Annotated in this window: 27 protein-coding genes, 1 tRNA gene and 4 pseudogenes; 17 read left to right on the forward strand and 15 right to left on the reverse strand. The window is 69.3% G+C overall.

Going from position 1 to position 23,806, the window contains the following annotated elements:
- Positions 1-5 precede the first annotated feature (5 nt).
- Positions 6-986 (forward strand): zinc-binding dehydrogenase, encoded by a 981-nt coding sequence (locus G3I56_RS32250; RefSeq protein WP_164415189.1) that lies wholly within the window; start codon positions 6-8, stop codon positions 984-986.
- Positions 987-1,101: 115 nt separating this feature from the next.
- On the opposite strand, the pseudogene G3I56_RS32255 reads toward G3I56_RS32250, so the two are convergent.
- Together G3I56_RS32255 and G3I56_RS32260 are read right to left on the reverse strand one after the other, a co-directional pair.
- Positions 1,102-1,440: pseudogene (locus G3I56_RS32255) on the reverse strand (FAD-dependent oxidoreductase); the annotation flags it as partial.
- 41 nt (positions 1,441-1,481) lie between these two features.
- Positions 1,482-1,688 carry a toxin-antitoxin system HicB family antitoxin gene (locus tag G3I56_RS32260; protein WP_203691124.1) on the reverse strand — a complete coding sequence of 69 codons (207 nt, stop codon included), beginning with the start codon at positions 1,686-1,688 and terminating at the stop codon, positions 1,482-1,484.
- Positions 1,689-1,748: 60 nt separating this feature from the next.
- On the opposite strand from G3I56_RS32260, the gene G3I56_RS32265 reads away from it, so the two are divergent.
- Positions 1,749-3,023: an RNA-guided endonuclease TnpB family protein gene (locus G3I56_RS32265; RefSeq protein WP_164415191.1), complete on the forward strand. Its 1,275-nt coding sequence runs from the start codon at positions 1,749-1,751 to the stop codon at positions 3,021-3,023.
- Positions 3,024-3,084: 61 nt separating this feature from the next.
- Here G3I56_RS32265 and G3I56_RS32270 read toward each other — a convergent pair.
- Positions 3,085-3,252, reverse strand: a pseudogene (locus tag G3I56_RS32270) (rhomboid-like protein); the annotation flags it as partial.
- A 33-nt stretch (positions 3,253-3,285) separates the two neighbouring features.
- On the opposite strand from G3I56_RS32270, the gene G3I56_RS32275 reads away from it, so the two are divergent.
- Positions 3,286-4,176, forward strand: a complete 891-nt coding sequence (locus G3I56_RS32275; protein ID WP_164415193.1) for an aminoglycoside phosphotransferase family protein — start codon at positions 3,286-3,288, stop codon at positions 4,174-4,176.
- Between the two features lie 32 nt (positions 4,177-4,208).
- Here the strand turns inward: G3I56_RS32275 and G3I56_RS32280 are convergent.
- Positions 4,209-4,285, reverse strand: a tRNA-Thr gene (locus G3I56_RS32280).
- 41 nt (positions 4,286-4,326) lie between these two features.
- On the opposite strand from G3I56_RS32280, the gene G3I56_RS32285 reads away from it, so the two are divergent.
- The 4 genes from G3I56_RS32285 (at position 4,327) to G3I56_RS32300 (ending at position 7,216) form a co-directional block, all read left to right on the forward strand.
- Entirely contained in the window at positions 4,327-4,506 is a 180-nt protein-coding gene (locus G3I56_RS32285; RefSeq protein ID WP_164415196.1) for a hypothetical protein, read from the forward strand.
- Positions 4,507-4,511: 5 nt separating this feature from the next.
- Positions 4,512-5,648, forward strand: a complete 1,137-nt coding sequence (gene ugpC, locus G3I56_RS32290) for a sn-glycerol-3-phosphate ABC transporter ATP-binding protein UgpC (RefSeq protein ID WP_164415198.1) — start codon at positions 4,512-4,514, stop codon at positions 5,646-5,648.
- Between the two features lie 209 nt (positions 5,649-5,857).
- Positions 5,858-6,307 (forward strand): hypothetical protein, encoded by a 450-nt coding sequence (locus G3I56_RS32295; RefSeq protein WP_164415200.1) that lies wholly within the window; start codon positions 5,858-5,860, stop codon positions 6,305-6,307.
- Positions 6,308-6,484: 177 nt separating this feature from the next.
- Positions 6,485-7,216, forward strand: a complete 732-nt coding sequence (locus G3I56_RS32300) for a nucleotidyltransferase family protein (RefSeq protein ID WP_164415202.1) — start codon at positions 6,485-6,487, stop codon at positions 7,214-7,216.
- A 112-nt stretch (positions 7,217-7,328) separates the two neighbouring features.
- Here the strand turns inward: G3I56_RS32300 and G3I56_RS32305 are convergent, their stop codons facing one another.
- The 6 genes from G3I56_RS32305 to G3I56_RS32330 all read right to left on the reverse strand — a co-directional run bounded on the left by G3I56_RS32305 (position 7,329) and on the right by G3I56_RS32330 (position 13,935).
- Positions 7,329-9,044, reverse strand: a complete 1,716-nt coding sequence (locus G3I56_RS32305) for a DoxX family protein (RefSeq protein WP_203691126.1) — start codon at positions 9,042-9,044, stop codon at positions 7,329-7,331.
- Positions 9,045-9,161: 117 nt separating this feature from the next.
- Positions 9,162-10,103: a 23S rRNA (guanosine(2251)-2'-O)-methyltransferase RlmB gene (gene rlmB, locus G3I56_RS32310; protein WP_164415204.1), complete on the reverse strand. Its 942-nt coding sequence runs from the start codon at positions 10,101-10,103 to the stop codon at positions 9,162-9,164.
- Between the two features lie 109 nt (positions 10,104-10,212).
- Complete coding sequence (gene cysS, locus G3I56_RS32315; protein WP_164415206.1) at positions 10,213-11,616, reverse strand: cysteine--tRNA ligase; 1,404 nt, start codon at positions 11,614-11,616, stop codon at positions 10,213-10,215.
- Positions 11,617-11,816: 200 nt separating this feature from the next.
- A complete protein-coding gene (gene ispF / locus G3I56_RS32320) occupies positions 11,817-12,344 on the reverse strand; it encodes a 2-C-methyl-D-erythritol 2,4-cyclodiphosphate synthase (RefSeq protein WP_203691128.1) in 528 nt (175 codons plus the stop codon).
- A complete protein-coding gene (gene ispD, locus G3I56_RS32325) occupies positions 12,334-13,086 on the reverse strand; it encodes a 2-C-methyl-D-erythritol 4-phosphate cytidylyltransferase (protein WP_164415208.1) in 753 nt (250 codons plus the stop codon). Before ispD ends, ispF begins: the two co-directional genes overlap by 11 nt.
- A gap of 366 nt (positions 13,087-13,452) precedes the next feature.
- A complete protein-coding gene (locus tag G3I56_RS32330) occupies positions 13,453-13,935 on the reverse strand; it encodes a CarD family transcriptional regulator (RefSeq protein WP_164415210.1) in 483 nt (160 codons plus the stop codon).
- 649 nt (positions 13,936-14,584) lie between these two features.
- Between G3I56_RS32330 and G3I56_RS32340 the strand changes: the two genes are divergently transcribed.
- Positions 14,585-15,241 (forward strand): DUF461 domain-containing protein, encoded by a 657-nt coding sequence (locus G3I56_RS32340; RefSeq protein WP_164415212.1) that lies wholly within the window; start codon positions 14,585-14,587, stop codon positions 15,239-15,241.
- An 80-nt stretch (positions 15,242-15,321) separates the two neighbouring features.
- Here the strand turns inward: G3I56_RS32340 and G3I56_RS32345 are convergent, their stop codons facing one another.
- Positions 15,322-16,002, reverse strand: a complete 681-nt coding sequence (locus G3I56_RS32345) for a response regulator transcription factor (protein WP_164317610.1) — start codon at positions 16,000-16,002, stop codon at positions 15,322-15,324.
- Complete coding sequence (locus G3I56_RS32350; RefSeq protein WP_164415214.1) at positions 15,999-17,324, reverse strand: ATP-binding protein; 1,326 nt, start codon at positions 17,322-17,324, stop codon at positions 15,999-16,001. The genes G3I56_RS32345 and G3I56_RS32350 overlap by 4 nt, the downstream gene beginning before the upstream one ends.
- A 203-nt stretch (positions 17,325-17,527) precedes the next feature.
- Here G3I56_RS32350 and phoU point away from each other — a divergent pair, with 203 nt between their 5' ends.
- From phoU to G3I56_RS32365, 4 genes are all read left to right on the forward strand, one after another.
- Positions 17,528-18,217: a phosphate signaling complex protein PhoU gene (gene phoU, locus G3I56_RS32355; protein WP_164317614.1), complete on the forward strand. Its 690-nt coding sequence runs from the start codon at positions 17,528-17,530 to the stop codon at positions 18,215-18,217.
- A gap of 165 nt (positions 18,218-18,382) precedes the next feature.
- Complete coding sequence (locus G3I56_RS43370; RefSeq protein WP_203691130.1) at positions 18,383-18,535, forward strand: hypothetical protein; 153 nt, start codon at positions 18,383-18,385, stop codon at positions 18,533-18,535.
- A gap of 314 nt (positions 18,536-18,849) precedes the next feature.
- On the forward strand, positions 18,850-19,986 hold the full coding sequence (locus G3I56_RS32360) for a substrate-binding domain-containing protein (RefSeq protein WP_343240109.1): 1,137 nt from the start codon (positions 18,850-18,852) through the stop codon (positions 19,984-19,986).
- A gap of 113 nt (positions 19,987-20,099) precedes the next feature.
- Positions 20,100-20,348 (forward strand): SCO4226 family nickel-binding protein, encoded by a 249-nt coding sequence (locus G3I56_RS32365; protein WP_164415216.1) that lies wholly within the window; start codon positions 20,100-20,102, stop codon positions 20,346-20,348.
- 128 nt (positions 20,349-20,476) lie between these two features.
- Here the strand turns inward: G3I56_RS32365 and G3I56_RS32370 are convergent, their stop codons facing one another.
- Positions 20,477-21,238 carry a phosphoglyceromutase gene (locus tag G3I56_RS32370; RefSeq protein ID WP_164415218.1) on the reverse strand — a complete coding sequence of 254 codons (762 nt, stop codon included), beginning with the start codon at positions 21,236-21,238 and terminating at the stop codon, positions 20,477-20,479.
- Between the two features lie 111 nt (positions 21,239-21,349).
- Here G3I56_RS32370 and G3I56_RS44250 point away from each other — a divergent pair.
- Positions 21,350-21,538 (forward strand): annotated as a pseudogene (locus G3I56_RS44250) (MFS transporter); the annotation flags it as partial.
- 74 nt (positions 21,539-21,612) lie between these two features.
- Here the strand turns inward: G3I56_RS44250 and G3I56_RS32380 are convergent.
- The gene (locus G3I56_RS32380) at positions 21,613-21,936 is read right to left on the reverse strand and encodes a hypothetical protein (protein WP_164415034.1); all 324 of its coding nucleotides are present in this window, start codon (positions 21,934-21,936) and stop codon (positions 21,613-21,615) included.
- Between the two features lie 144 nt (positions 21,937-22,080).
- On the opposite strand from G3I56_RS32380, the pseudogene G3I56_RS32385 reads away from it, so the two are divergent.
- Positions 22,081-22,290 (forward strand): annotated as a pseudogene (locus G3I56_RS32385) (MFS transporter); the annotation flags it as partial.
- A gap of 29 nt (positions 22,291-22,319) precedes the next feature.
- On the opposite strand, the gene G3I56_RS32390 reads toward G3I56_RS32385, so the two are convergent.
- On the reverse strand, positions 22,320-22,571 hold the full coding sequence (locus G3I56_RS32390) for a winged helix-turn-helix domain-containing protein (RefSeq protein ID WP_164415220.1): 252 nt from the start codon (positions 22,569-22,571) through the stop codon (positions 22,320-22,322).
- Between the two features lie 159 nt (positions 22,572-22,730).
- On the opposite strand from G3I56_RS32390, the gene G3I56_RS32395 reads away from it, so the two are divergent.
- From G3I56_RS32395 to G3I56_RS32405, 3 genes are read left to right on the forward strand one after another with little or no spacing between them, the layout of a single operon-like run.
- Entirely contained in the window at positions 22,731-23,180 is a 450-nt protein-coding gene (locus G3I56_RS32395; protein ID WP_239135233.1) for a hypothetical protein, read from the forward strand.
- A complete protein-coding gene (locus G3I56_RS32400) occupies positions 23,177-23,377 on the forward strand; it encodes a hypothetical protein (RefSeq protein ID WP_164415222.1) in 201 nt (66 codons plus the stop codon). Before G3I56_RS32395 ends, G3I56_RS32400 begins: the two co-directional genes overlap by 4 nt.
- The gene (locus G3I56_RS32405) at positions 23,374-23,577 is read left to right on the forward strand and encodes a hypothetical protein (RefSeq protein WP_164415224.1); all 204 of its coding nucleotides are present in this window, start codon (positions 23,374-23,376) and stop codon (positions 23,575-23,577) included. Before G3I56_RS32400 ends, G3I56_RS32405 begins: the two co-directional genes overlap by 4 nt.
- Positions 23,578-23,806: the final 229 nt, after the last annotated feature.

Below are 23,806 nucleotides of genomic sequence, written 5' to 3' on the forward strand. Positions count from 1 at the left end.
ACCTCATGCACGCCATCCGCCTGCACACCTTCGGCCCCGCCGAGAACCTCACCTACGAACAGGTCGAAGACCCGGCACCCGGCCCGGGCCAGGTCCGTATCGCCGTCGCCGCAGCCGGCGTACACCTCCTGGACACAGCCCTCCGCGAGGGCATCCAGGGCCCGGCACCCACGCCCACCCCGCTGCCGACCGTCCCCGGCCGCGAGGTCGCCGGCACCGTCGACGCCCTCGGCGAGGGCACCCCGCACCTGTGGCTCGGCAAGCGCGTCACCGCCCACCTCGGATTCCAACCCGGCGGATACGCCGAACTCGCCGTCACCGACATGGAACGCCTGCACGAGATCCCGGCCGGCCTCGACTTCGCCCAGGCCGTCGCGATGATCGGCACAGGGCGTACGGCGCTGGGAATCCTGCAGTTCACCGACCTCGGCCCCGACTCCGTGGCCGTCGTCCCGGCCGCCGCAGGCGGCATCGGCACCCTTCTCGTGCAGTACGCCCGGCACGCCGGCGCCACCGTGATCGGCCTGGCGGGCGGCCCGGCGAAGACGGCCCTCGTCGCGGCGAACGGCGCCGATCTCGCCGTCGACTACACGGATCCCGCATGGCCGGAGAAGGTCCGCGCGTATCTCGGCGGGCGGCCCGCCACCGTCGTCTTCGACGGCGTGGGCGGCGACATCGCCCGCGAGGCCACAGCCCTCCTCTCCCCCACCGGACAACACCTCGTCTTCGGCTGGTCGGGCGAAGGCATCCACACCGGCGGCCCCCACCTCGTCGAGGGCGTCTCCGAACAGGTCCTCGGCCCGGCCATGCTGGCGAGAACAGGCGGCCCCGACCCCCTCCGCACCCTCGAACTCCGCGCCCTCACGGAAGCCGCCACCGGCCGCCTGACCCCGGCCGTCCACCGCTTCCCCCTCACCGAGGCAGCCACCGCCCACCGAGCCCTCGAAAACCGTGCCACGACGGGCAAGGTCGTACTGGAACCATGACCAGCCACTCGCCCCTGCCGCCTCCCACCGCGTCCTCCGAAACCGCGCCACGCCCGGCAGCGGCAACGGGGACTGGAGCCGTAACCAGCCGCCCCCTGCACCACCAGCGCCCCACCTACCGCTCAACCACCCGGTCCGCGACCCGAGCCAGCCGCGACGACCGCTCACCACCCCCGGCCGACTCCCGCCGATCCGCCGCCCGGTACGTGGCGTACATCCCTCGCACCCCCAGCCACCGCAACGGCTCCGGCTCCCACTTCCGCACCCGGTGCCCCACCCACGGCAGATCGATCAGCTCGGTACGCCCCGCCTGCCCCGAGTCGAGCTGCACCAGATCCCGCAACGTCCGCGCCGCGAGATTGGCCGTGGCAACCCCGGAACCGACATAACCGCCCGCCCACCCCAGCCCCGTCGACCGGTCCAGCGTCACCGTGGCACACCAGTCCCGCGGCACCTTCGGATTCCACCTTGCTTTCGGGCGGGGTGCCCGGCCCTTCAGGGCCGGGGTGAAGGGTCGCTCCCGCGTAGCGGGGCAGGGATCGCGGAATCGCCGCCAGCGTGATTCGGCGTCTCACCCGACTCGGCGGCGCGGCGCACGACTGCGATCAGCCACGAGTTGAGGGAGCGGTCATCGGCAGTCGCGGCGGCCACGGCCATCTCGTGCACGTCATCGGGGAGGCGGAGGTTCACATGCTTCGTCATGGTCCCATTCTGACACCGGACCCAACTCGATGCTAAGATGGGACCATATCCAGGTTTCGCATGTACCCGACGACCGCCCAGGAGGCGATCATGCGTAAGCACTGCGCGCACGCCCGGTACGTGTGGAACCTGGCCGTCGAGCAGCACTCGCACTGGTACAAGGGCCGCAAGGCCACACCCGGTTTCGCCGAACAGTGCCGCCAGCTCACCGAAGCCCGACGGGACAACGAATGGCTGGGTGCCGGGAACGCGGACGTTCAGCAGCAGGCGCTTAAGGACTTCGCACAGGCCAAGAACGCGCGGTTCACGTCCGGGTTCGGCGAGCCGACCTGGCGCAAGAAGTACCGGCACGAGGGCTTCCGGGTCATCGGCACCGACCGCGTGTCGGAGTTCGAGACGAACGGCTCGCCGAAGGTGAACACGAAGACCGGCAAACAGGTCATGGGCCGTTCAGTGGTGGTGCAGAAACTCAACAGACGGTGGGCGCAGGTGAAGGTACCCGGCTGCGGCTGGGTCCGCTTCCGCCTTACCCGTACCGGGCTGCCCAGCGCGAAGACGTTCCGGATCACCTGGCGCAACGGACAGTGGCACGCGGCGTTCGCGGTCGTCCCCGCGCCGATCGGCGCCCCCGGTACAGGTGAGGTCATCGGCATCGACCGGGGCGTGACGATCACGGCCGCGCTGTCCGACGGCCGGAAGCTGAACTGCCCGCGGCTCACGGTCAAAGAGCGGGCACAGGTGCGCAAGCACCAGCGGCGAGCCGCCAGAGCGCCCAAGGGCAGCGAGGCCATGACCGCCGGGTACGCCAAGGTTGCCAAGCTCAAGGCACGAGAGGCGGACCGGCGCAAGGACTGGTGCGAAAAGACGAGTACGACACTCGCCCGCACCTACGACCTGGTGCGGTTCGAGAAGCTCAACATCAAGAACATGACCCGCTCGGCGAAGGGGACCGTCGAGCAGCCCGGCAAGAACGTGCGTCAGAAGGCCGGACTCAACCGGGCCATCCTCGCCCAGGGCTGGGGCATGCTCCGCCGGCGCACCGAACACAAGGCCCCCGGCCGGGTCGAAGACGTCCCCGCCCCACACACCAGCCTGCGATGCAGCGCCTGCGGATGGATCGACAAGAACTCGCGCAAGAGCCAAGCCGAATTCTGTTGCTCCTCCTGCGGCTTCACCTGCAACGCGGACACCAACGCAGCGAACAACGTCGCGGCAGGACAGGGCGGGATCCCCCGCCCCCGGCGAACAGCCGGTGCCGGAGGGACGACACCGCCCACAACGCGGTCGAGTGTCCGTGAACCTCAACCCAACCGGGTTGGAATCCCCCTCTTTTAAGAGGGAGAGGATGTCAAATCGCACTGGAGATCAGCCAACAGCAGCCGCACCCGATGGTCCGCAACTCATTGATGTTCGTCGACCGCTGCCGCAGGAACTCCTCCTGGAACTCCGCCGACATGTGATGCACCGCCACAGTCGTGACGAACAGGACGAGCAGCCACAAGTAGGTGCCCGGAGCACTACGGACGTACGCCCACACCCCACGCGGGCCCACCGGAATTCGCATGCCTCAATTTACGCACGCACATAAAGTCGGCCAGTGACGCGCATCCACATCCACGTCCCTGACGAACTGGCCGCCACCCAGCTCAAGTACAACGGCGAGGCGGGCCGCGCCTTCATCACCGCGCTCCCCGCCCGCGCCGCCGACTTCCTCGACCGCTGGAACCTACGCGTCGACGGCCCCTCCATGCACGGCGTAACAGCCCTGGTCCTCCCGGTCCGCCGCCCCGACGACACCCCGGCCGTCCTGAAACTCCAGCTCATGGACACCGAGAGCGAGGGCGAACCGACCGCCCTGCGCCTCTGGAACGGCGACCACGCGGTACACCTCCTGGACCACGAACCCACCACCGGCACGATGCTCCTGGAACGCCTCGACCACACCCGGATGCTGTCCCACCACCCCGACGCCCACGAAGCCACCCTGATCATCGCCGACCTCCTGACCCACCTCACCGCCCTACCAGCGCCACCGGGCATCCGCCGCCTGGGCGACATCGCGGCACGAATGCTGGACCGGGCACCGCATGCCCTCCCCCGGATCCCGGACCCCGAGGCCCGCACCCTCCTCAAGGACTGCGAGGCGGCCCTGCGCGAAGTGGCCCCCGACCCCGGCGACCGCCTCCTCCACTGGGACCTCCACGACGAGAACGTCCTCGCCGCCACCCGCGCCCCCTGGCTGGCGATCGACCCGAAACCCCTGGCAGGAGACCCAGCCTTCGACCTCTGGCCGGCCCTCAACAACCGCTTCGACCCCGCCGACATCCGCTGGCGCTTCGACGCCCTGACGGAGGCCCTGTCCCTGGACCGTGAACGGGCACGCGCGTGGACCCTCGCCAGGGTGCTGCAGAACGCCCTGTGGAACATCAAGGACGGGGATCCGCTGGAGGAAACGGACCTGGAGATCGTGCGACGACTGCGGGGCTGATCCCTGCGACCGCTGACCCCGTATGGCAGTACTGGAGCCCCCTGTCGGATTCGAACCGACGACCTACGCATTACAAGTGCGTTGCTCTGGCCAGCTGAGCTAAGGAGGCCTGCACACGCGCGTGCACAGCCTGTGCCAGCGTGCGTGCCCGTGCAGTGTACCCAGGTCGAGGCCGAGCCCCTGTCGAAAATTTCCGCGAAGTTCACACTCCCCCAGCTACTGACAGACGTCGAAACCCCGGGTACCGTCCAGATTCAGTCCGCGTACGTGGACTACACCACCTTCCACTACGGATCGTCCGGCACGTTCCTGCCGGTGAAGGGGGCCTAGTACCCATGGCCACTGTTTCGTTCAACAAGGCGACCCGCATCTACCCGGGTGGCGACAAGCCCGCCGTCGACCAGCTCGAGCTCGACGTCGCGGATGGCGAGTTCCTCGTCCTCGTCGGTCCCTCCGGCTGCGGAAAGTCCACCTCCCTGCGCATGCTCGCGGGTCTCGAGGACGTCAACGCCGGCTCGATCCACATCGGTGACCGCGATGTCACGCACCTGCCGCCGAAGGACCGGGACATCGCAATGGTGTTCCAGAACTACGCGCTGTACCCGCACATGACGGTCGCCGACAACATGGGCTTCGCGCTCAAGATCGCCGGCGTCAACAAGGCCGAGATCCGCCAGAAGGTCGAGGACGCGGCGAAGATCCTCGACCTCACGGACTACCTGGCCCGTAAGCCGAAGGCGCTCTCCGGTGGTCAGCGTCAGCGTGTCGCCATGGGTCGCGCCATCGTGCGTGAGCCCCAGGTGTTCCTGATGGACGAGCCGCTGTCGAACCTCGACGCCAAGCTCCGCGTGTCGACGCGTACGCAGATCGCGTCGCTGCAGCGCCGCCTGGGCATCACCACCGTCTACGTCACCCACGACCAGGTCGAGGCCATGACCATGGGCGACCGGGTGGCCGTGCTGAAGGACGGTCTGCTCCAGCAGGTCGACTCGCCGCGCAACATGTACGACCGCCCCAAGAACCTCTTCGTGGCCGGCTTCATCGGCTCTCCGGCGATGAACCTGATCGAGGTCCCGATCGCCGACGGTGGCGTGAAGTTCGGCAACAGCGTCGTCCCGGTCAACCGCGAGGCTCTCAAGGCCGCCTCCGACAAGGGTGACACCACCGTCACGGTCGGCGTGCGTCCGGAGCACTTCGACATCGTCGAGCACAACGGTGCCGCCGCCGACGCCCTGACCAAGGACACGGCGGACGCTCCGGCCGGTCTCGCCGTCACGGTGAACGTGGTCGAGGAGCTGGGCGCCGACGGTTACGTCTACGGCAGCGCCAAGGTCGACGGCGAGCTCAGGGACCTGGTCGTCCGCGTCAGCGGCCGTGCCGTCCCGGACAAGGGCGCCACGCTGCACGTCGTGCCGCAGCCGGGCGAGATCCACGTGTTCTCGACCTCCACGGGCGAGCGCCTCACCGACTGAGGCTCGGCCTGATCGCTGATCGTCGAAGGGGCCCCACGGCTTGCCGTGGGGCCCCTTCGCATGTGCGCTCACCGGAGGCCCGATACCCCGGCACACCGGTCGTTTCGAATCGCGTACGTCAACGCCCTACCCACAAAATGCAACCAATCCATCCCCCGATTGGGTGACTGAATGTCGCCAATTCAGCACTGAGCGCTACCCTCACTCGCGTGAAGCACTCCACTAACCAACTGACGCGAAGTGGCCGTGGCCCCGCCCGCCGGATCGGCCGTAGCCTCGCCCTTGTCCTGCCCGTCGTCCTGGTGCTGTCCGGGACCCTCGCGGTCACCCGAGTCAACTGGTCGGGGAATCCCTCGGACTCGGTGCTCACCGCCTCCTCCGAGGACTTGGCCGCCCGGGCCGCCGCTGCCCCCGCACCGCAGGATGTCCTGCGGGACCAGCTTCTCCTGGAGCTCCAGGAGAAGGACCCCGGCATCGCCCTCACTCATCTGCAGCAGGCGGTGAACGGCCACCCGTCGCTGGCGAAGCACTGCACCTCGATCGCCCGCGCCCTGGGCCGTGCAGCGGTCCGCATGTACGGCCCGTCACGCGCCCAGTCGTTCGCCCGCCCGGTCTGCGACACGTCCTTCGCGACAGGAGTGGCCGCGGCCCACAGCTGAACCGTCAGGCGCCCCTGGGAGGCGCCCCCGCAGGGGGCTGCCTCCCAGGGGCGCGGGGAACTGCGCGACCAGCCCCCACCGACCCGCAGATCCCCACCACAGCCCCACCACAGCTCCACCCACAGCGCCACCCCACCTCCCCCGCGAAACCCGCGGAGCGCCCCGTACAGTTCGGACATGACCGATCCGAACGCCACCTCGCGCCCCACCCAGGCCGTGGTCCTCGCCGGCGGCCAGGGCTCCCGGCTCCGCCCGTACACCGACGACCGGCCCAAGCCGATGGTCGAGATCCCCGGCACGGGGACGCCGATCATCGGCCATCAGCTCGTCTGGCTCGCCGAGGAGGGCGTGACGGACGTCGTGGTCAGCTGTGGCCATCTCGCCGAGGTCCTCCAGAATTGGCTGGAGAGCGCGGATCTGCCGCTGAACGTCACGACGGTCGTCGAGACCGAACCCCTCGGCCGTGGCGGCGGCCTCAAGTACGCCGCCGCGCATCTCCCCGCCCCGGAACAGCCCTGGTACGCCACCAACGGCGACATCTGGACGCGTTTCTCGTTGCGCGACATGGCCGACTTCCATGCAGAGCGGGACGCCGTCGCGACTCTCGCGCTGGCCCGCCCGCGACTGCCGTGGGGTGCCGTGCAGACGGACGGCTTCGGCCGCATCACGGACTTCATCGAGTCCCCTCCGTCGACCTTCGAGATCAACGCGGGCGTGTACGTCTTCTCCGCCGAGTTCGCCGCCCTGCTCCCGGACCGCGGTGACCACGAGCGCACCACGTTCCCCCACCTGGCCCGCGAACTCCGCCTGGCCGGCTTCACGATCCCGCACGGCGCCTACTGGCGCGCGATCGACACGGCGAAGGACCTCACGGAGGCCGCGAAGGAGCTGGCCGCGCTGGGCCGTTGAGCAGACGGCTCACCAAAGGTCTTTGCGCGTAGGGCGGTTACGTCAGTGGGGTCCCGCACCGGGAAGGTGCGGGACCCCACTGACGTAACCGCCCTACCCAGGCGGGTTGTTGCTAGCCCAGAAGGCCGCCCACCAGCCCTGGCTGGCCCGTGGAGGAGCCGCCGGTGCTGCTGTCGCTGCCGCCTGTGCTGCCGCCCGTGGAGCCGCCGTTGGTGCCGCCCGGGATGCCCGTGCCGCCCGACGAGGACGGTCCGGCGGTGGTGCTCGGCGCCTGCTGGGCCGGGGTGGTCTGCTGCGGCGGGGCCTGGCCGGCGCTGCCCTGGGTCTGGCTGGGCCGGCTTCCGGTGACGCTGCCGCTCTCGCGGGCCTCCTGGGGGGTGGTCGCGGCGTCGCCGGTGGTGGGGCTGGCCGAAGTGGCGCTCTGGGTCGGGGACTTGGTGGCCGCCGAGGGGCTCTTCGAGGCGCGGCGTTCGCCGGGCTGCTCGGGGAGCGGGGAGCCGGGGAGTTCGTTGCGCGGGGCTTCACCGGGGCCGGGGACGACCACACGGTCGGCGTCGCGGACGGCTCCGCCGAGGAGCGAGCCGATGAGAAGCGTGAGCCCGATGACGACGGCCGTGACGAGGGCGCCGCGGCGCAGGACGTAACTCCGCAGCTCCCAGATGTCCGTACGGGGGCCGAGTCGGCGCCAGGCGCTGCCGGCGAGGCGGCCGTCGATGGAGTAGACGGGGGCGCCGGCGATGATCAGCGGCGACCAGGCGGCCAGATAGATGATGTCGGGGGCGTCGTAGACGGGGACGCTCTTCCAGCTGACGGTGACGAGCAGCGCGGCGGAGAGCATGGCGCCGCCGACCGCGGCGACCCGCTGCCACAGGCCGAGGACCGTGAGGACCCCGACGATGACCTGGAGGAAGGCGATGACGAGTCCGGAGCCCACGGGGTGCTGGAGGGCGAACTGCCTTAGTGGCTCGGCGACTTCCCAGGGGTGAAGGGTGTTGAGCCACTTCATCATGGAGCCGCGTTTGCCGCCGTCGAAGTAGACGGGGTCGCAGAGCTTGCCCATGCCGGCGTAGATGGAGATGAAGCCGAGGAAGATGCGGAGCGGGAGCAGGACGACGCCGAGGTTCATCCGGCGGCCGGGGTAATAGGCGTGCCGTACGGGGTCGTTGGAATGCCGTCTGCCGCCGGTGCGTGGCCCGTCGGTGTCCCGCTCGTAGGCTTCGTCGCCCTCGTAGCCGAACTCGCCGTCGCCGTAGCCGGATTGGCCGTACCCGGAGTCGCCGTATCCGGCCTCCTCGTACGCGCTGCCGGTAGTGCGCATGTTGGGGAGCAGCCGGTCGGAGCCGTGGGTGCGCTGGCTGCCGACGATGGGCGTCTCGACGGTCTGGTCGAGGGTGCTGCCGGCGTAGTCGAGCTCGTCGTCGATGCGGGGGATGACCTGCGTCGCTCCGGCGTCGGCGGTCGGCGGCTGTTCGCCGTGGCGCACGCTGGAGCCTCGTACGGCTTGGAGCAGCCGGTGGGCGCCGGTGTCGTCGGGCGCCGACTTGCCGCTCCAGACGACGGGTGCCCGGCGTCGGACGGCCGTGGCGCCGCCGGCGCCTGCGACGGGGATGCGCGTCGTTTCCTCGGAGGCGCCGAGGTGCCGGGCGACGCGGGCGGACGGTGCCGCCCGCCGTGTCGAGGCCCCCAACTGCACGCGGAAACTCGCATGGTTGACGATGACCTGCGCCGGATCGCTCGGCACCTTCACCATGCTCAGCGCGGGAGCGTCGTCGTATCCCGACGAGCGGTCCCCCGTGGGTGTGCGGGGTGTTCTGGTGTCCACACTCATCTAACCGAGTGACGTGAGGTTAGGACACTGCTTTGACTTGGCGGATGTGTCCGGGCCGCGTCAAGGTCACGTCACCCGCCCGGATTCCCCCGCACGGGTGACGTCGCGCACGCGTGTTCAGGCGCGTCGGCGGGCCGCTTCGTACAGCACGATCCCGGCGGCGACACCGGCGTTGAGGGACTCGGTGCCACCGGGCATCGGGATCCGCACGAGGTGGTCGCAGGTCTCCCCGACCAGCCGGGACAGGCCCTTGCCCTCGCTGCCGACGACGATGACGACGGGTCCGCCGAGGGCGGGCAGGTCGCCGAGTTCGGCGTTGCCGTCGGCGGCGAGCCCGACGACGACGATCCCGGCCTTCTGGTACGCCTCCAGGGTGCGCGTCAGGTTGGTGGCGCGGGCGACGGGCGTGCGGGCGGCGGCGCCGGCGGAGGTCTTCCAGGCGCCGGCGGTCATGCCGGCGGCGCGACGCTCGGGCACGACGACTCCGTGCCCGCCGAAGGCGGAGACGGAGCGGACGACGGCGCCGAGGTTGCGCGGGTCGGTGACACCGTCGAGGACGACGATGAGGGGGTCCACGCCGTTGTCGTAGGCGGCGTTGGCGAGGTCCTCGGGGTGGGCGTACACATACGGCGGGACCTGGAGCACGAGCCCCTGGTGGTTGAGGCCGTTGGTCATGCGGTCGAGCTCGGGCCGGGGGGCTTCCATCAGGTGGATGCCGCCGCGCTCGGCGACGAGCTGGAGCGCCTCGCGCACGCGCTCGTCGTTGTCGATGAACTGCTGGACGTAGAGCGTGGTGGCCGGGACGCCCTCGCGCAGCGCCTCGACGACCGAGTTGCGCCCGACGACGAGTTCGGAGGATGCCTTCCCGCCGCGCCCCTTGGATGCGGGCCGCCGCTGGATCTGCTTGGCCTTGGCATTGGCAATACGGTTCTTCTTGTGCTTCTTGCGCGCCTCGGCGGGCGGCGTCGGGCCCTTGCCCTCGAGCCCCCGGCGCCGCTGGCCGCCACTGCCGACCTGCGCGCCCTTCTTGCCGGACATGCGGCGGTTGTTAGCGGCCATGACCTACCTGTCTGTGTGAAGGCGTGCGTGTGTACGTCTATGAGTGTGCCGCCCGGAAACCCGAGCGGCACAATCGATCAAGGAAATATGGGGATATGAGGGGAAATACTCAGCGTGGTCCGAGGGTCCAGCGCGGCCCCTGCGGGCCGTCCTCGATGACGAGGCCGGACTGGTTGAGCTGATCGCGGATGGCGTCCGCGGTCCCCCAGTCCTTGCGCCCGCGGGCGGCCTCACGCTGATCGAGGACGAGTCGTACGAGGCTGTCGACGACGCCGTGCAGGTCCTCACCCCGGTCACCGGCCTCCCCGACCCAGTGCGGGTCGAGCGGGTCGAGGCCGAGGACGCCGAGCATGGCGCGCACCTCAGCGAGCCGGGCGACGGCGGCTTCCTTGTCGTCGGCGGCGAGGGCGGAGTTGCCCTGCCTGACGGTGGTGTGCACGACGGCGAGGGCCTGCGGCACGCCCAGGTCGTCGTCCATGGCCTCGGCGAAGGCGGGCGGCACCTCGGCGGCGGGCTCGACGACGCCCCCGGCCTTCTCGACGACGCGCTGCACGAACCCCTCGATCCGGGCGAACGCCGACTCGGCCTCGCGCAGGGCGTCGTCGCTGTACTCGATCATCGAGCGGTAGTGCGGGGTGCCGAGGTAGTAGCGCAGGACGATGGGCCGCCAGGCCTTGACCATCTCGCTGACGAGGACGGAGTTGCCGAGGGACTTCGACATCTTCTCGCCGCTCATGGTGACCCACGCGTTGTGCAGCCAGTACGACGCGAAGTCGTCGCCGAAGGCCTTGGCCTGGGCGATCTCGTTCTCGTGGTGGGGGAAGATCAGGTCGAGGCCGCCGCCGTGGATGTCGAAGGCGGTGCCCAGGTACTTGTGGGCCATGGCGGAGCACTCGAGGTGCCAGCCGGGCCGTCCCCGTCCCCAGGGCGTCTCCCAGGTGGGCTCGCCGGGCTTGGCGGTCTTCCACATGGCGAAGTCACGGGAGTCGCGCTTGCCGGTCTCGCCGTCGCCGGAGGGCTGGAGCAGGTTGTCGAGTTCCTGGTTGGACAGCTGCAGATAGCCGGGGAAGGAGCGCACGTCGAAGTAGACGTTCCCGTCGGCCTCGTACGCGTGTCCGCGCTCGATGAGCCCGCGCATCATCTCGACCATCTCGGTCACGTGCCCGGTGGCACGCGGTTCGTAGGTCGGGGGGAGGCAGCCGAGGGCGGCGTACCCGTCGTTGAAGGCGCGCTCGTTCTCGAAACCGATGGACCACCAGGGGCGCTCCTGCTCGGCGGCCTTCTTGATGATCTTGTCGTCGATGTCGGTGACGTTGCGGATGAACGTGACGTCGTACCCGCGGTAGGTGAACCAGCGGCGCAGGATGTCGAAGTTGAGGCCGGACCGGATATGCCCGATGTGCGGGGCGGCCTGCACGGTGGCGCCACAGAGGTAGATCGAGACACAACCCGGCGTGAGCGGGGCGAAGTCACGAATCTGCCGGGCGCTGGTGTCGTACAGGCGAATGGTCACGGGACCAGGGTAGTGGCCTGCACCCGATGCCTTGCGACCCTTACCCACAAGGGCCACATATTCGTGACATTGCCGTCCACAATCCAGCCTCTCCGGCGTTTGAGGAGCGGGGGTCCAGGGGGCAGAGCCCCGGGCGGGGCCTGGGGCTCTGCCCCAGAAGGACGGGACGGGTAGGGGCGGCGGGGGCGAACTTCTCGGGCTCAGCCCGTACGGGCCACCAGCGCCGTGGCCACCGCCATCAGCCCTTCCTCCCGCCCCGGAAAACCGAGCCCGTCCGTCGTCGCGCCGGAGACCGACACGGGCGCGCCCACCGCCTCCGACAGCACCTTCTGCGCTTCCTCGCGCCGCTTCCCGATCTTCGGCCGGGGCCCCACCACCTGCACCGCGACGTTGCCGATGGTGAACCCCGCCGCGCGTACGATCCGTGCCGCCTCCGCCAGCAGCGTCACCCCGGACGCCCCGGACCACTCCGGGCGGCCGGTGCCGAAGTGCTGTCCGAGGTCGCCGAGGCCGGCCGCCGAGAACAGCGCGTTGCACGCGGCGTGGGCGACGACGTCCGCGTCGGAGTGACCCGCGAGGCCCGTCCCCTCGCCCTCCCACCTCAGGCCGGCGCACCACAGCTCCCGGCCCTCCTCGAAAGCGTGAATGTCGGTACCGATGCCGACCTGGGGCAGTAGCACCGGCCCCAGCGCGGAAGACACGGCAGGCACGGAAGACTCAGAAGCCATCGTTGAGCCTCCTGCGGGCCAGAACCGCTTCCGCCAGCACGAGATCGAGCGGCCTCGTCACCTTGAAGGCCTCCTCGTGACCGGGCACGACCACGACCCGCAGGCCCAGCTGTTCGACCATGCTCGCGTCGTCGGTGACGTTGTCGGTGATCGTCTCGTGGGCTCGTACGAGGGTGTCGATCGCGAAACCCTGCGGTGTCTGGACCGCCCGCAGTCTCGCCCGCTCCGGCGTCGCCACCACCGGTTCCGGTTCCCCGGGCGTCGTGGCCGGTTCGACCTCCTTGACGGTGTCCGCGAGCGGCAGCGCGGGGACCACGGCCCGCGCACCCTCGCGTACCGCCTCGATCACCGCGTCGACGGTGTCCACCGGTACCAGCGGGCGGGCGGCGTCGTGCACGAGGACGATGTCGATGCCGGGCGGCAGCGCGTCCAGGCCGAGCTTCACCGACTCCTGCCTGGACTCTCCGCCGGGTACGACGAGAAAGTCCGTGCGTTCGGGCAGCGGGTGGGCGTCGAGGAGGGTCTTCACCTCGGCGGCGCCGTCCGGCGGGGCCACGACGACGACCAGCGAGACGGCACGGGACGCGGCCATCGCGCGCACCGCGTGGACGAGCATGGGCGTGCCGTTCAGCGCTCGAAGCGCTTTGGGAGCGCCCGGGCCGAGGCGTACGCCCCGGCCGGCGGCCGGAATCACGGCGGCCGTACGTGCCCCGGGGGGTGTGGGGCGCGATTCGTCAGACATCGGTTCCTGTCAGGTTTGTGTGCCGAGCCCTCGTGGGTATGGCCTGGAGGAGTGCCGGGCGCGAGCCCCGATCGGACCCTTCCGTGACATCCGGTCGAGCCTGCTCCGGGCCCGGCACACCAAGTATCGGTACTTCAGTGCTACTGGCAGACCGCGGGGAAACAGCGACCGCGGAGAATCCGCTGCCCGTAGGAAATCCGCTGATGGTGTCAGTGCGCCAGTGGTGTCCCGGATTTGCGTCAGGACATCCGGGCACGAACATGCCGCAGCGCCCGGCGACATTGGATACGTCATCGGGCACCGCGGCATTTCATTGCGCTACTGAGCTGAGTGAGCCGGCTTCTCAGGGCCTGCGTTCAGTCAGAGTCAGGACGCGAGCACCTCGTCGAGCAGTGCCTCGGCCTTGTCCTCGTTCGTGTTCTCCGCCAGCGCGAGCTCGCTCACCAGGATCTGGCGAGCCTTGGCGAGCATGCGCTTCTCACCGGCGGACAGTCCGCGCTCACGCTCACGACGCCACAGGTCACGGACGACTTCCGCGACCTTGATGACATCGCCGGAGGCGAGCTTCTCGAGATTTGCCTTGTAACGTCGCGACCAGTTCGTGGGCTCCTCGGCAAACGGAGCGCGCAGGACCTCGAAGACCCGGTCCAGCCCTTCCTGACCAACCACATCACGTACGCCGACGAACTCCGCATTGTCCGCTGGCACACGTACCGTCAGATCACCCTGGGCGACCTTCAGCACCAAGTAGGTCTTGTCCACGCCTTTGATCTGGCGAACTTCGATAGCCTCGATCAGCGCGGCCCCGTGATGGGGATAGACCACGGTGTCGCCAACCTTGAACGTCATGTGACAGGTACCCCTTCCGTGGCTATCCAGGGTAACACGGAAACGACGGCTTCTGAATGGCGTTTTCGCAGGTCAGGGCATATCTCGGGGCTTGACAACTGCAACAGGAACGTGCTTCGACAAGGCCTCGGAGGCGACGGCGCCGGGGGTATTCGCAGGTCGGAGCAGCTCTCCGAACGAAGTGAAACCCGGGCGTTACACGCACCCGGAGGCCCTGCCGAGCGACCAAACATCCACTTATGTCCGCTTCCAGGTGTGCGACTTCCGCTACTCCGTTCGGTGAGCGGAGTCGGGCGCGGGGTGAATCCGGAATTGATCACGGCGGTCGATCTTCGATCCATGTCCGGTCGATGTCCGGTCGATGTCCGTAGACGGCCGAGCGGATGATCTACAGGTGATCCACCGGTGATCAATTTCCGGACGCGCTCATTCCTTCACCGGAAATCCGCAAGCCCTCGCGACGGCACTTATGTGAATGTCGAAGTGGTTCATGAGGCGCCCGTCCTCTCCTGAGGCGGCACCTCCGCCCGCCCTAGAGGCGGGTCGGGTGCAGCGGCGCGGGAACGGCTCGGTAACCTAAGGCCGCTGACAGTCACTTAGGGCGGCTTTATAAGGAGCTGCCCGTGCGTTCCTAGGAGTTGCCGCCGCCGTGAGCAGCAGCCTTCGACGCGGCGCCCTCGCCGCATCCGCCCTCGCGTTCTCGGTCGCCACGCTCGCCGGGTGCGCAGCCGGAAACAACGCCCAGACGCTGGAGGTCAAGCCGGACAACGCGGCCACGACCGTCGGCGACATCAAGCTGCAGAACGTCGTCGTCATCACCCCGTCGGAGCTGGAGTCGACCGGCCCGGCCGCCGTCTCCGCGACGGTGTTCAACACCGGCGACACCGCTCAGACGCTGGAGTCGATCACCGTCCCCGGCACCGGCAAGACCGCCGAGTTGAAGCCCGCCGAGGGCAAGAGCCTGAGCATCCCGGCCGGCGGCTCGCTCGTCATCGGGGGCAAGAACAACGCCTCCGCCGTGCTGCCGAGCAGCCGCGAGGCGGTCCAGGACGGCAATGCGCAGAAGATCACCTTCGCCTTCAGCAAGACCGGTGACGTGAGCCTGCGCGCGTTCGTCGTCCCGGCTGAGGGCTTCTACGCCTCGTGGGGCCCGACCGAGGCCCCTGCGGCACCGGCCGACACCGCCTCGCCTTCCGCCTCCGCCTCGGGCAAGCCGGCGACGTCCGCTTCCCCGAGCACGTCCGGAGAGGCCGAGTCGCCTGCCGACGGGGCCTCCCCGAGCACCTCGGCGACGTCCGGTCAGTAAGAGCCGCGTGTACGTCGAAGGGCGGGACCTCTCCAAGAGGTCCCGCCCTTCGACGTACACGCGTGCGTGTGCGGGTCGGTTTACGGCTCGAACTTGTATCCGAGGCCGCGGACCGTCACCAGGTACCTGGGCGCACCCGGGTCCGGCTCGATCTTGGCGCGCAGGCGCTTGACGTGGACGTCGAGGGTCTTGGTGTCACCCACGTAGTCGGCGCCCCAGACCCGGTCGATGAGCTGCATACGGGTCAGTACGCGGCCGGCGTTGCGCAGCAGCATCTCCAGCAGGTCGAACTCCTTGAGCGGGAGGTCGATCTTGGCGCCGGAGACGGTGACCACGTGGCGGTCGACGTCCATCCGGACCGGGCCTGCCTCCAGCGCGGCCGGGCTGACCTCCTCGGGCTCGCCCCGGCGGCGCAGGACGGCGCGGATGCGGGCGACCAGTTCGCGGGAGGAGAAGGGCTTGGTGACGTAGTCGTCGGCCCCTATCTCCAGGCCGACGACCTTGTCGATCTCGCTGTCCTTGGCGGTGACCATGATCACCGGGACGTTCGATTTGACGCGCAGCTGACGGCAGACCTCCGTACCGGGCAGGCCCGGCAGCATCAGGTCGAGCAGGACGAGGTCGGCGCCGTTGCGCTCGAACTCGTCGAGTCCGTCGGGGCCGGTGGCCGCGATGGCGACCTCGAAGCCCTCCTTGCGGAGCATGTAGGAAAGAGCGTCGGAGAAGGATTCCTCATCCTCGACGACGAGCACTCGGGTCACGGATGGACCTCCGGGGCGTGAAGCGGATCGTAAGGGGATGTACCGGTGGTCCGGTCGGCCACTTCGCCGGGGTCGGACGGTCCGTCCCCGGCTTCGGGGTCGGAGTCTGGGAGTGACTCGGGGTGTGAGTCATGGTCGTACAGGTGCGGCCGGTTCGCACGGGCTCGGCGGCCGGTGGCCGCCTCGGGGAGTCGCAGGGTGAACGTGGAGCCCTGGCCCTCGGAGCTCCACACCGTGACCTCCCCGCCGTGCGAGGCGGCCACGTGCTTGACGATCGCCAGCCCGAGGCCCGTACCGCCGGTGGCGCGGGAGCGGGCGGGGTCGACGCGGTAGAAGCGCTCGAAGATGCGCTCCTTGTCCTTGTCGGAGATGCCTATGCCCTGGTCGGTCACGGCGACCTCGATCAGGTCCCCGCCCGGCGAGTTCACCCGGCGGGCCGCTATGCCGACGCGGGTGGTGGAGGGCGAGTAGTTGACAGCGTTCTCGACGAGGTTGCCGAGGGCGGCGGCGAGCTGGCCGCGGTTGCCCCAGACGCGCAGGTCGGCGGTTCCTCCGGCGGCCATGGTGATCTGCTTGGCGCCGGCCTGGTGGCGGCAGCGGTCGACGGCCTCGGCGACGAGTTCGTCGACGCGGACCGGCTCGGCGTCCTCCAGCGGGTCGTCGTTCTGCACCCGGGAGAGGTCGATGAGTTCCTGGACGAGGCTGGTCAGCCGGGTGGCCTCGATCTGCATCCGGCCGGCGAAGCGTTCGACGGCCTCGGGGTCGTCCGAGGCGCCCATGACGGCCTCGGAGAGGAGGGAGAGGGCGCCGGTGGGGGTCTTGAGCTCGTGGCTGACGTTCGCGACGAAGTCGCGCCGTACCGCCTCGATGCGGCGGGCCTCGGTGAGGTCCTCGACGAGGAGGAGGATGAGCCGGGAGCCGAGCGGGGCGACGCGTGCGGAGACCGCGAGGGCCTCGCCGCGTCCGGTGCCGCGCCTGGGGAGGTCCAGCTCGACCTGGCGTATCTCGCCGTCACGCCGGGTGTCGCGGGCCATGTGGAGCATCGGCTCCACCGAGAGCTTTCCGCCGCGGACCAGTCCGAGGGCGTACGCCGCCGAGCTGGCCTTGACGACGGCGTCGGCCTCGTCGAGTACGACGGCCGAGGAGCGCAGCACGGACAGCACCGTGTCGACGCCGGGCGGCAGTACGGGGTCGGTGTGCAGGGAGGTGCGGGTGGGGCGTTTCTGGTCGCGCTCGCTCCAGCGGAACGCCAGCATGGCGATGACGCCGGTGAGCACCCCGGCGATCGCTGCCGCTGCGGCGACAGCCGCGTTCACGTCCATGCAGCCAGGTTAGGCATGGGACAGGTCCTGGCCACAGCCAACAGAGTGCGACCTCGAACACTCGTCGCCCAGAGTTCACCTTGGAGCCAGTATTGGTTCATTTGTCGGGGCGGAAAAGGACGCGTGCGGGGCCGAACGTGGGAGCGTGGGGGTCACGGGGCCCGCTGTTCGCCCCCGAACGGACGTCAAGAGAGGGACACCTGATGCGTGACGCGTACCACGAGGAACTTGACTCGATCGGCGATAGTCTGGTCGAGATGGCCCGACTTGTCGGGTCGGCGATCGGGCGTGCCACGACGGCGATACTCGACTCCGATCTGAAGCTGGCCGAAAGTGTCATCGAGGCCGACGCCAGGGTCGACGAGCTCCAGCACGACCTGGAGGGCCGCGCCATAGCGCTGCTGGCCCGCCAGCAGCCGGTGGCGACCGACCTGCGGATCGTTGTCACGTCGCTGCGGATGAGCGCCGACCTGGAGCGCTCGGGCGACCTCGCCCAGCACGTCGCCAAGCTGGCCCGGCTGCGTTTCCCGGAGCGTGCGGTCCCGAGCGACCTGCACGCCACGATCCTGGAGATGGGCCAGCTCGCGCAGCGTCTGATGGCGAAGGCGGCCGAGGTCATCATCACCAAGGACGTCGATCTGGCGATGCAGCTGGAGACGGACGACGACGAGATGGACCTGCTGCACCGCACGCTCTTCCGGCACCTGATGGAGGACCGCTGGAAGCACGGCATCGAGACGGCGGTCGACGTCACGCTGCTGGGCCGCTACTACGAGCGCTTCGCGGACCACGCGGTGTCGGTCGCCAAGCGTGTGGTGTTCCTGGTGACGGGCGAGCACGCGGACGAGCTGCAGCAGGACGTGCAGCCGCCCACCGGGGCCGAGGGAGCCTGAGTAAGGCCTAGCCTCCGGCCGGCTCCGCGGCGGGGGCGCGCGGGGCCGGCTCTCGTGCCGCCGAGGGGTCCGCGAGCCTCCGTGCGCCGTTGATGCGCCCGGCGGGGCGGGCATGCAATGGGGCGAAGGCACCCGTCTCCAGGATCCAGGCTCCAGGAGGGCCCCATGGCCGAGACCCCCAGCACGCCCGACCCGACGCAGGCACGCGAGACGCAGCAGCCCGCCGAGATAAAGACCCTGCCCCTGTTCGGCGCGTGCGGCTGCGGCTCCGGCTGCGGGTGCGGGTGCCAGTCGGGCAACCCCTGCCAGTGCGGCTGACGGCGTATCACCAGCTGCACCACTGAGGCCGTGAGGACCCTGTCTCCCGTTGTGGGAGATGGGGTCCTTTTGTGTGAGGTTTGTGTACTGCGGGGCAGTCCACCCCTGTCCGGGGCGGTGGAGGACGACCTCGACGGTCGTTGAACGGGCATACTCTTCACAGCAGTTGACGCCCGAACGCTGTCCATGCACAACAGGCACCCTGTTGCCATCTCGTTAACCAGCACTTCTTGACGTCACGTGCTGCACCCGCGTTGGCTGCCGTATCTGTATCTGGGTTCGTCCTGCTGTTCCCCGCCTGGAAGGCACCTGCCGTGAACGCTCGTACCCCCCGTCGGACCGCCGTGCGCCGTACCGCCATCGCGGTGACGGCCGCTGCCTCGGCCTTCTCGCTCGCCGCGTGCGGTGTCATCGACAGCGCCAGTGGCAGCAGCGGTTCCGCGGCGCCGAAGAAGGGCGACGACATCACCGTGGGGCTCCTGCTGCCCGACACGAAGACGAAGCGCTTCGAGAAGTTCGACTACCCGCTCTTCAAGAAGCAGATCATCGCCCTCACCAACGGCAAGGGCAAGGTCCTCTACGCCAACGCCAAGGCGGACAAGGCCAAGCAGAACCGGCAGCTCGAGGAGATGATCGCCGAAAAGGTAGACGTCCTCGTGGTGGACGCGATCGACGCCAAGACCATCGCGCCGGCCATCGAGAAGGCCAAGGACGCGGACATACCGGTCATCGCGTACGACCGGCTCGCGGAGGGTCCGATCGACGCGTACGTCTCGCACGACAACGAACTCGTCGGCGAGGTGCAGGGCCGCTCGGTCGTCGAGGCGCTCGGTGACAAGGCCGCGACCAGCAAGATCGTGATGATCAACGGCTCGCTCACGGACCCGAACGCGGCGTTGTTCAAGGACGGCGCGATGACCGAGCTCCAGGGCAAGGTCCAGGTCGCGGCCTCGTACAACACCAAGGACTGGCTGCCCGAGGTCGCCAAGGCCAACATGGAGACGGCGATCAGGTCCGTCGGGCTGAACAACATCGACGCCGTCTACTCGGCGAACGACGGCATGGCCGGCGCGGTCATCGACGCGCTGAAGGAGGCGGGCGTCTCGAAGCTCCCGCCGGTGACCGGGCAGGACGCGGACCTGGCGGCGGTGCAGCGGATCGTCTCGGGCGAGCAGTACATGAGCGTCTACAAGTCGTTCATCCTGGAGGCGAGCAACGCCGCGTCCATCGCGGTGTCCAGGGTCCAGGGCCGCGGGATCGAGTTCGACGCGCTGACCCGCGACAGCGTCGACAGCCCGACGACGAAGAAGATCCCGTCGCAGCTGGTCCCGGTGGTGGCCCTCACCAGGGAGAACATCAAGGACACCGTGATCCAGGACGGCGTCTACACCATCAAGGAGATCTGCACCCCGGAGTACGCGGCGAAGTGCGCGGAGATCGGCCTCACGTAGCCGCCGGAGGCCGCCCGCCGGGTCGCCGGGACCGTGGTGCGGGCGGAGGATGGGGAGCAGGCGAACGTACGAGCGGGAAGTGCGACCGGATCAGGGATAGGAGGTGTGACTCCATGCCCCAGTTCATGGACGTCCACCGCGGTATGGAAGGCATCACCGCCGACCAGCTGAACCAGGCCCACCAGGCCGACCTGGACATCGAGAAGGACGAGGGAGTCCACTTCGAGAAGGCGTGGGCGGATCCCGCGTCCGGCACGGTCTACTGCCTCTCGGAGGCCCCCTCGGCGGACGCGGTCCAACGCATCCACGAACGCGCCGGTCACCCGGCGGACGAGATCCACGCGGTGCCACTGACGGCGTGAGCGCCTCGACGTGACCGGCCCCGGCCCGGCCGGATCTGGCCCGGGTGAGGGCCACGGGCCATGAGATTGCCCCCGCCCCGCGCCATGAGCGCAGGTCGGGGGCATGATCACAAAGATTGCCGTGAAGGCTACTTCTTCTTGCCCTGGTTCTTGACCGCCTCGATCGCCGCCGCAGCCGCGTCCGGGTCGAGGTAGGTGCCGCCCGGCTTCACCGGCTTGAAGTCGGCGTCCAGTTCGTAGGCGAGGGGGATGCCCGTCGGGATGTTCAGGCCGGAGATCGCCTCGTCGGAGATGCCGTCCAGGTGCTTGACCAGGCCGCGGAGGCTGTTGCCGTGGGCCGCGACCAGGACCGTACGGCCGGTGAGGAGGTCGGGGACGATGCCGTCGTACCAGTACGGGAGCATGCGGTCGACGACGTCCTTCAGGCACTCCGTGCGGGGGCGCAGCTCCGGGGGGATCGTCGCGTAGCGCGGGTCGTCCGACTGGGAGAACTCCGTGCCGTCCTCGAGGGGCGGGGGCGGGGTGTCGTAGGAGCGGCGCCAGAGCATGAACTGCTCCTCGCCGAACTCGGCGAGTGTCTGGGCCTTGTCCTTGCCCTGGAGGGCGCCGTAGTGGCGCTCGTTCAGGCGCCAGCTGCGGTGGACGGGGATCCAGTGGCGGTCCGCGGACTCCAGGGCCAGCTGGGCTGTGCGGATCGCGCGCCTCTGGAGGGACGTGTGGAGCACGTCGGGGAGCAGACCGGCGTCCTTGAGCAGCTCACCGCCGCGGACCGCCTCCTTCTCGCCCTTGTCGGTGAGGTTGACGTCCACCCAGCCGGTGAACAGGTTCTTCGCGTTCCATTCGCTCTCGCCGTGGCGGAGGAGGATCAGCTTGTACGGTGCGTCGGCCATGCCCCCGAGCGTAATAGAACGTCCCGATCCGCTGCTCGGCCGCCCGGCAACCGGACGGTAACCGGACGGTTGACGGAATCTGCTAATCGAGTGGTCCCCTCGCGCGACCCGCAGGGCGCGGTCGGGCTGCCGATCGCGATGGGCGCGGCCGGGTTCACCCCGGCGGACTTCGGGATGGTCATCGCCGTCAACGGCGTGCTGGTGGTCGTGCTGCAGATCCCCGTCACCCGTTTCATCGAGCACCGGGACGCCCGTCGGCTTCTCGTGGCCTCGCCCCTCCTCGCCGGGTACGGGTTCGGGTCACCGGACTCTCAGTCCCCGGCCGGACCGCGCGGTTGCTCGCAGGACGCTTGCGCCCTCTCATCGGTGCGGGTTCAAGTGGTCAACGCAACGCCTCGGACGAGGAGTGCTCGTCGATCAGAAGGCGGTAGATCCGAGGTGACGGTGTGGCGCTGTTTCCTGGTCGCGTCCAGATCAATGAGCAGGACCTCGTCGATCAGCAGCGTGAACGGATCCAGCTTCGACGGCCGCGCCGAAGCGGTTGTCGTGCGTGGCTGCGGCCAAGCCGAGGTCAGGGCCTTGTTGACCGTGCTCCAGGTGACGCCGTACTTGCACTGCAACGCCCGGTTCGACATGCCATCGCGGGAGTCGCGCCGCAGCGCGGCGTACAACTCGACCTTCGACTGGCCAGGCGGCATCGGGGGTGCTCCTTTACTGAGCACATCCAGCTTGACACCGCAACCCCGATGGTGACGTCAGAATTCGCGAACATCTTTCTGGGCCATCACCTGGTTCCGTCAGCTTTCACGAACAACTGACGTCACCAACTACCGACAGAACCAGTGGCCGGCCTGGTCGCCCCGCTGATGTCCGGCTTCGTCATCGACCGCTTCGGCGCGGAGTGGCTGTGGGGGCTGTGCGCGGTCGTCGGGACGGTGGCGGGGGCGGGGTACTGGGTGCTGATGGACCGGGTTGCGGTGAAGGACGATGACACCTCCCCGGCTGACCCGACAGAGGGCGGCCAGGGCCGCGTGCGGCAACTGGAGGGTTGAGAGGACCCTCGCCGCCTGGCTCCATCAGTTCAAACAACTCCAGACCCTGGCGGGTCGACAGGCGGCAACACGTCAACGACGAAGGAGCCCTTGTGGGGCAGCGTCTCAATCAGGCCTCGCTCACGAAGGTCCCGTAGCGCGCGCCGGATGGTCCGGTCGGCAACGCCGTAGGTCTCCGCCATCCGCGTAATGCTGGACAACGCTCCACCCGGCGGGATGCGTCCCGACCTGATCTCTTCTTCAACGGTGCGTGCAATCCGCTGCCACTCGTACTCGGCCATACCTTCAGCTTTGCCTGGTGCACCGGGATCTGCCTTGCTAGCCCATGGTGCACCAATGGCGACCGTGGCGTACCGTGGTACATCGATGGAAGACCCCCGCGCCGCTGTCACGGCCGGGGGCGTGGCCCACCAACCAAGTCCAAGTAGGAGTTGATGAACATGGCCGAGCGTAGCGCCACCGCGCTGCACTGGCTTCTGGTGACCCTGGTTCTCTGGGGACTCACCCGTCTGCTGCCCGCGACCGGGACCCGCCGGAAGACACCGGCGCCAACTCGAACCGTCGTCACCAGCACAAACGCAAAAGATCGCGCGCACCCGACAGCAGCACGCGTCCCGGCCCAGCGCCAGTCGCCGTACAGCACCGACCGGGGAGCGCTGGACGGTTCCGCCTCCCGTCTGTCGCGGCCGTATCTGCCCGGCCTCGCGGGATGTTGGGTTCCCGAGGCGGCCAAGTCACCCCGTACAGCCCGTGTGCGGCCCTACTGGACAGCGCGAGAACGCGCGCTGCGCTGGAGGCGGCGGCGCGTCCTCGTGCTGGCGGCTCACTTCCGCCTCGACCTCGACCGGCGCAACATCCACGCCGTCCCGGTCGGGGGCGGCGTCCGATGACCGGCACGAGCGGTGCCAGGGTCGGGGCGGCCGTGCGGCAGGCCGAGTTGCCCATGTTGCGCGCCTACCGCCTGTGGTTCGAGCACACGCGTAAATGCGCCGAGTGCAAGGACGTACGCAAGGCGCAGGACGGCTGCGAGAGCGGGCGGGACCTGTGGGCGGCCTACCGCCACGCCTACGCCGAGGGGTCCCGATGAGCACACCGCCGACGACGCACACGGACCGGTGCGGGACGGCCCGCGCCTCCCTGCTGCACCACGCCCCCATCCTCAGCGAGCTGGGCGCGTGCGTGCTCCCTCACGGGCACGACGGGGACCACCGCGCCCCTTGGGGCCGCACATGGAACGTGATTCCGCTCCACCGCACGGCCAACACCGGCAGAGGGACGGCCAAGTGACCCACTCCCCCGAGCCGGCCTGGACGCCGGAACCCCCGTACCGGTCACCCCGGTGCACTCTCGGCCAGCATCCCCGTTGCCGGGACTTCGAGCCCCGTGACAGCGGTGTCCCCGGCGTGCGGTACCTGGTGTGCACGTGCTCCTGCCATCGGCCGACTCCGGTTCCCGCGAAGGAAATCCGCCTATGAACTCCCTCCAGATCCTGCGGAGTTGACCGACCACCCGAAGG

The sequence above is a fragment of the Streptomyces sp. SID12488 genome (assembly GCF_010548275.1).
Lineage (GTDB): Bacteria > Actinomycetota > Actinomycetes > Streptomycetales > Streptomycetaceae > Streptomyces.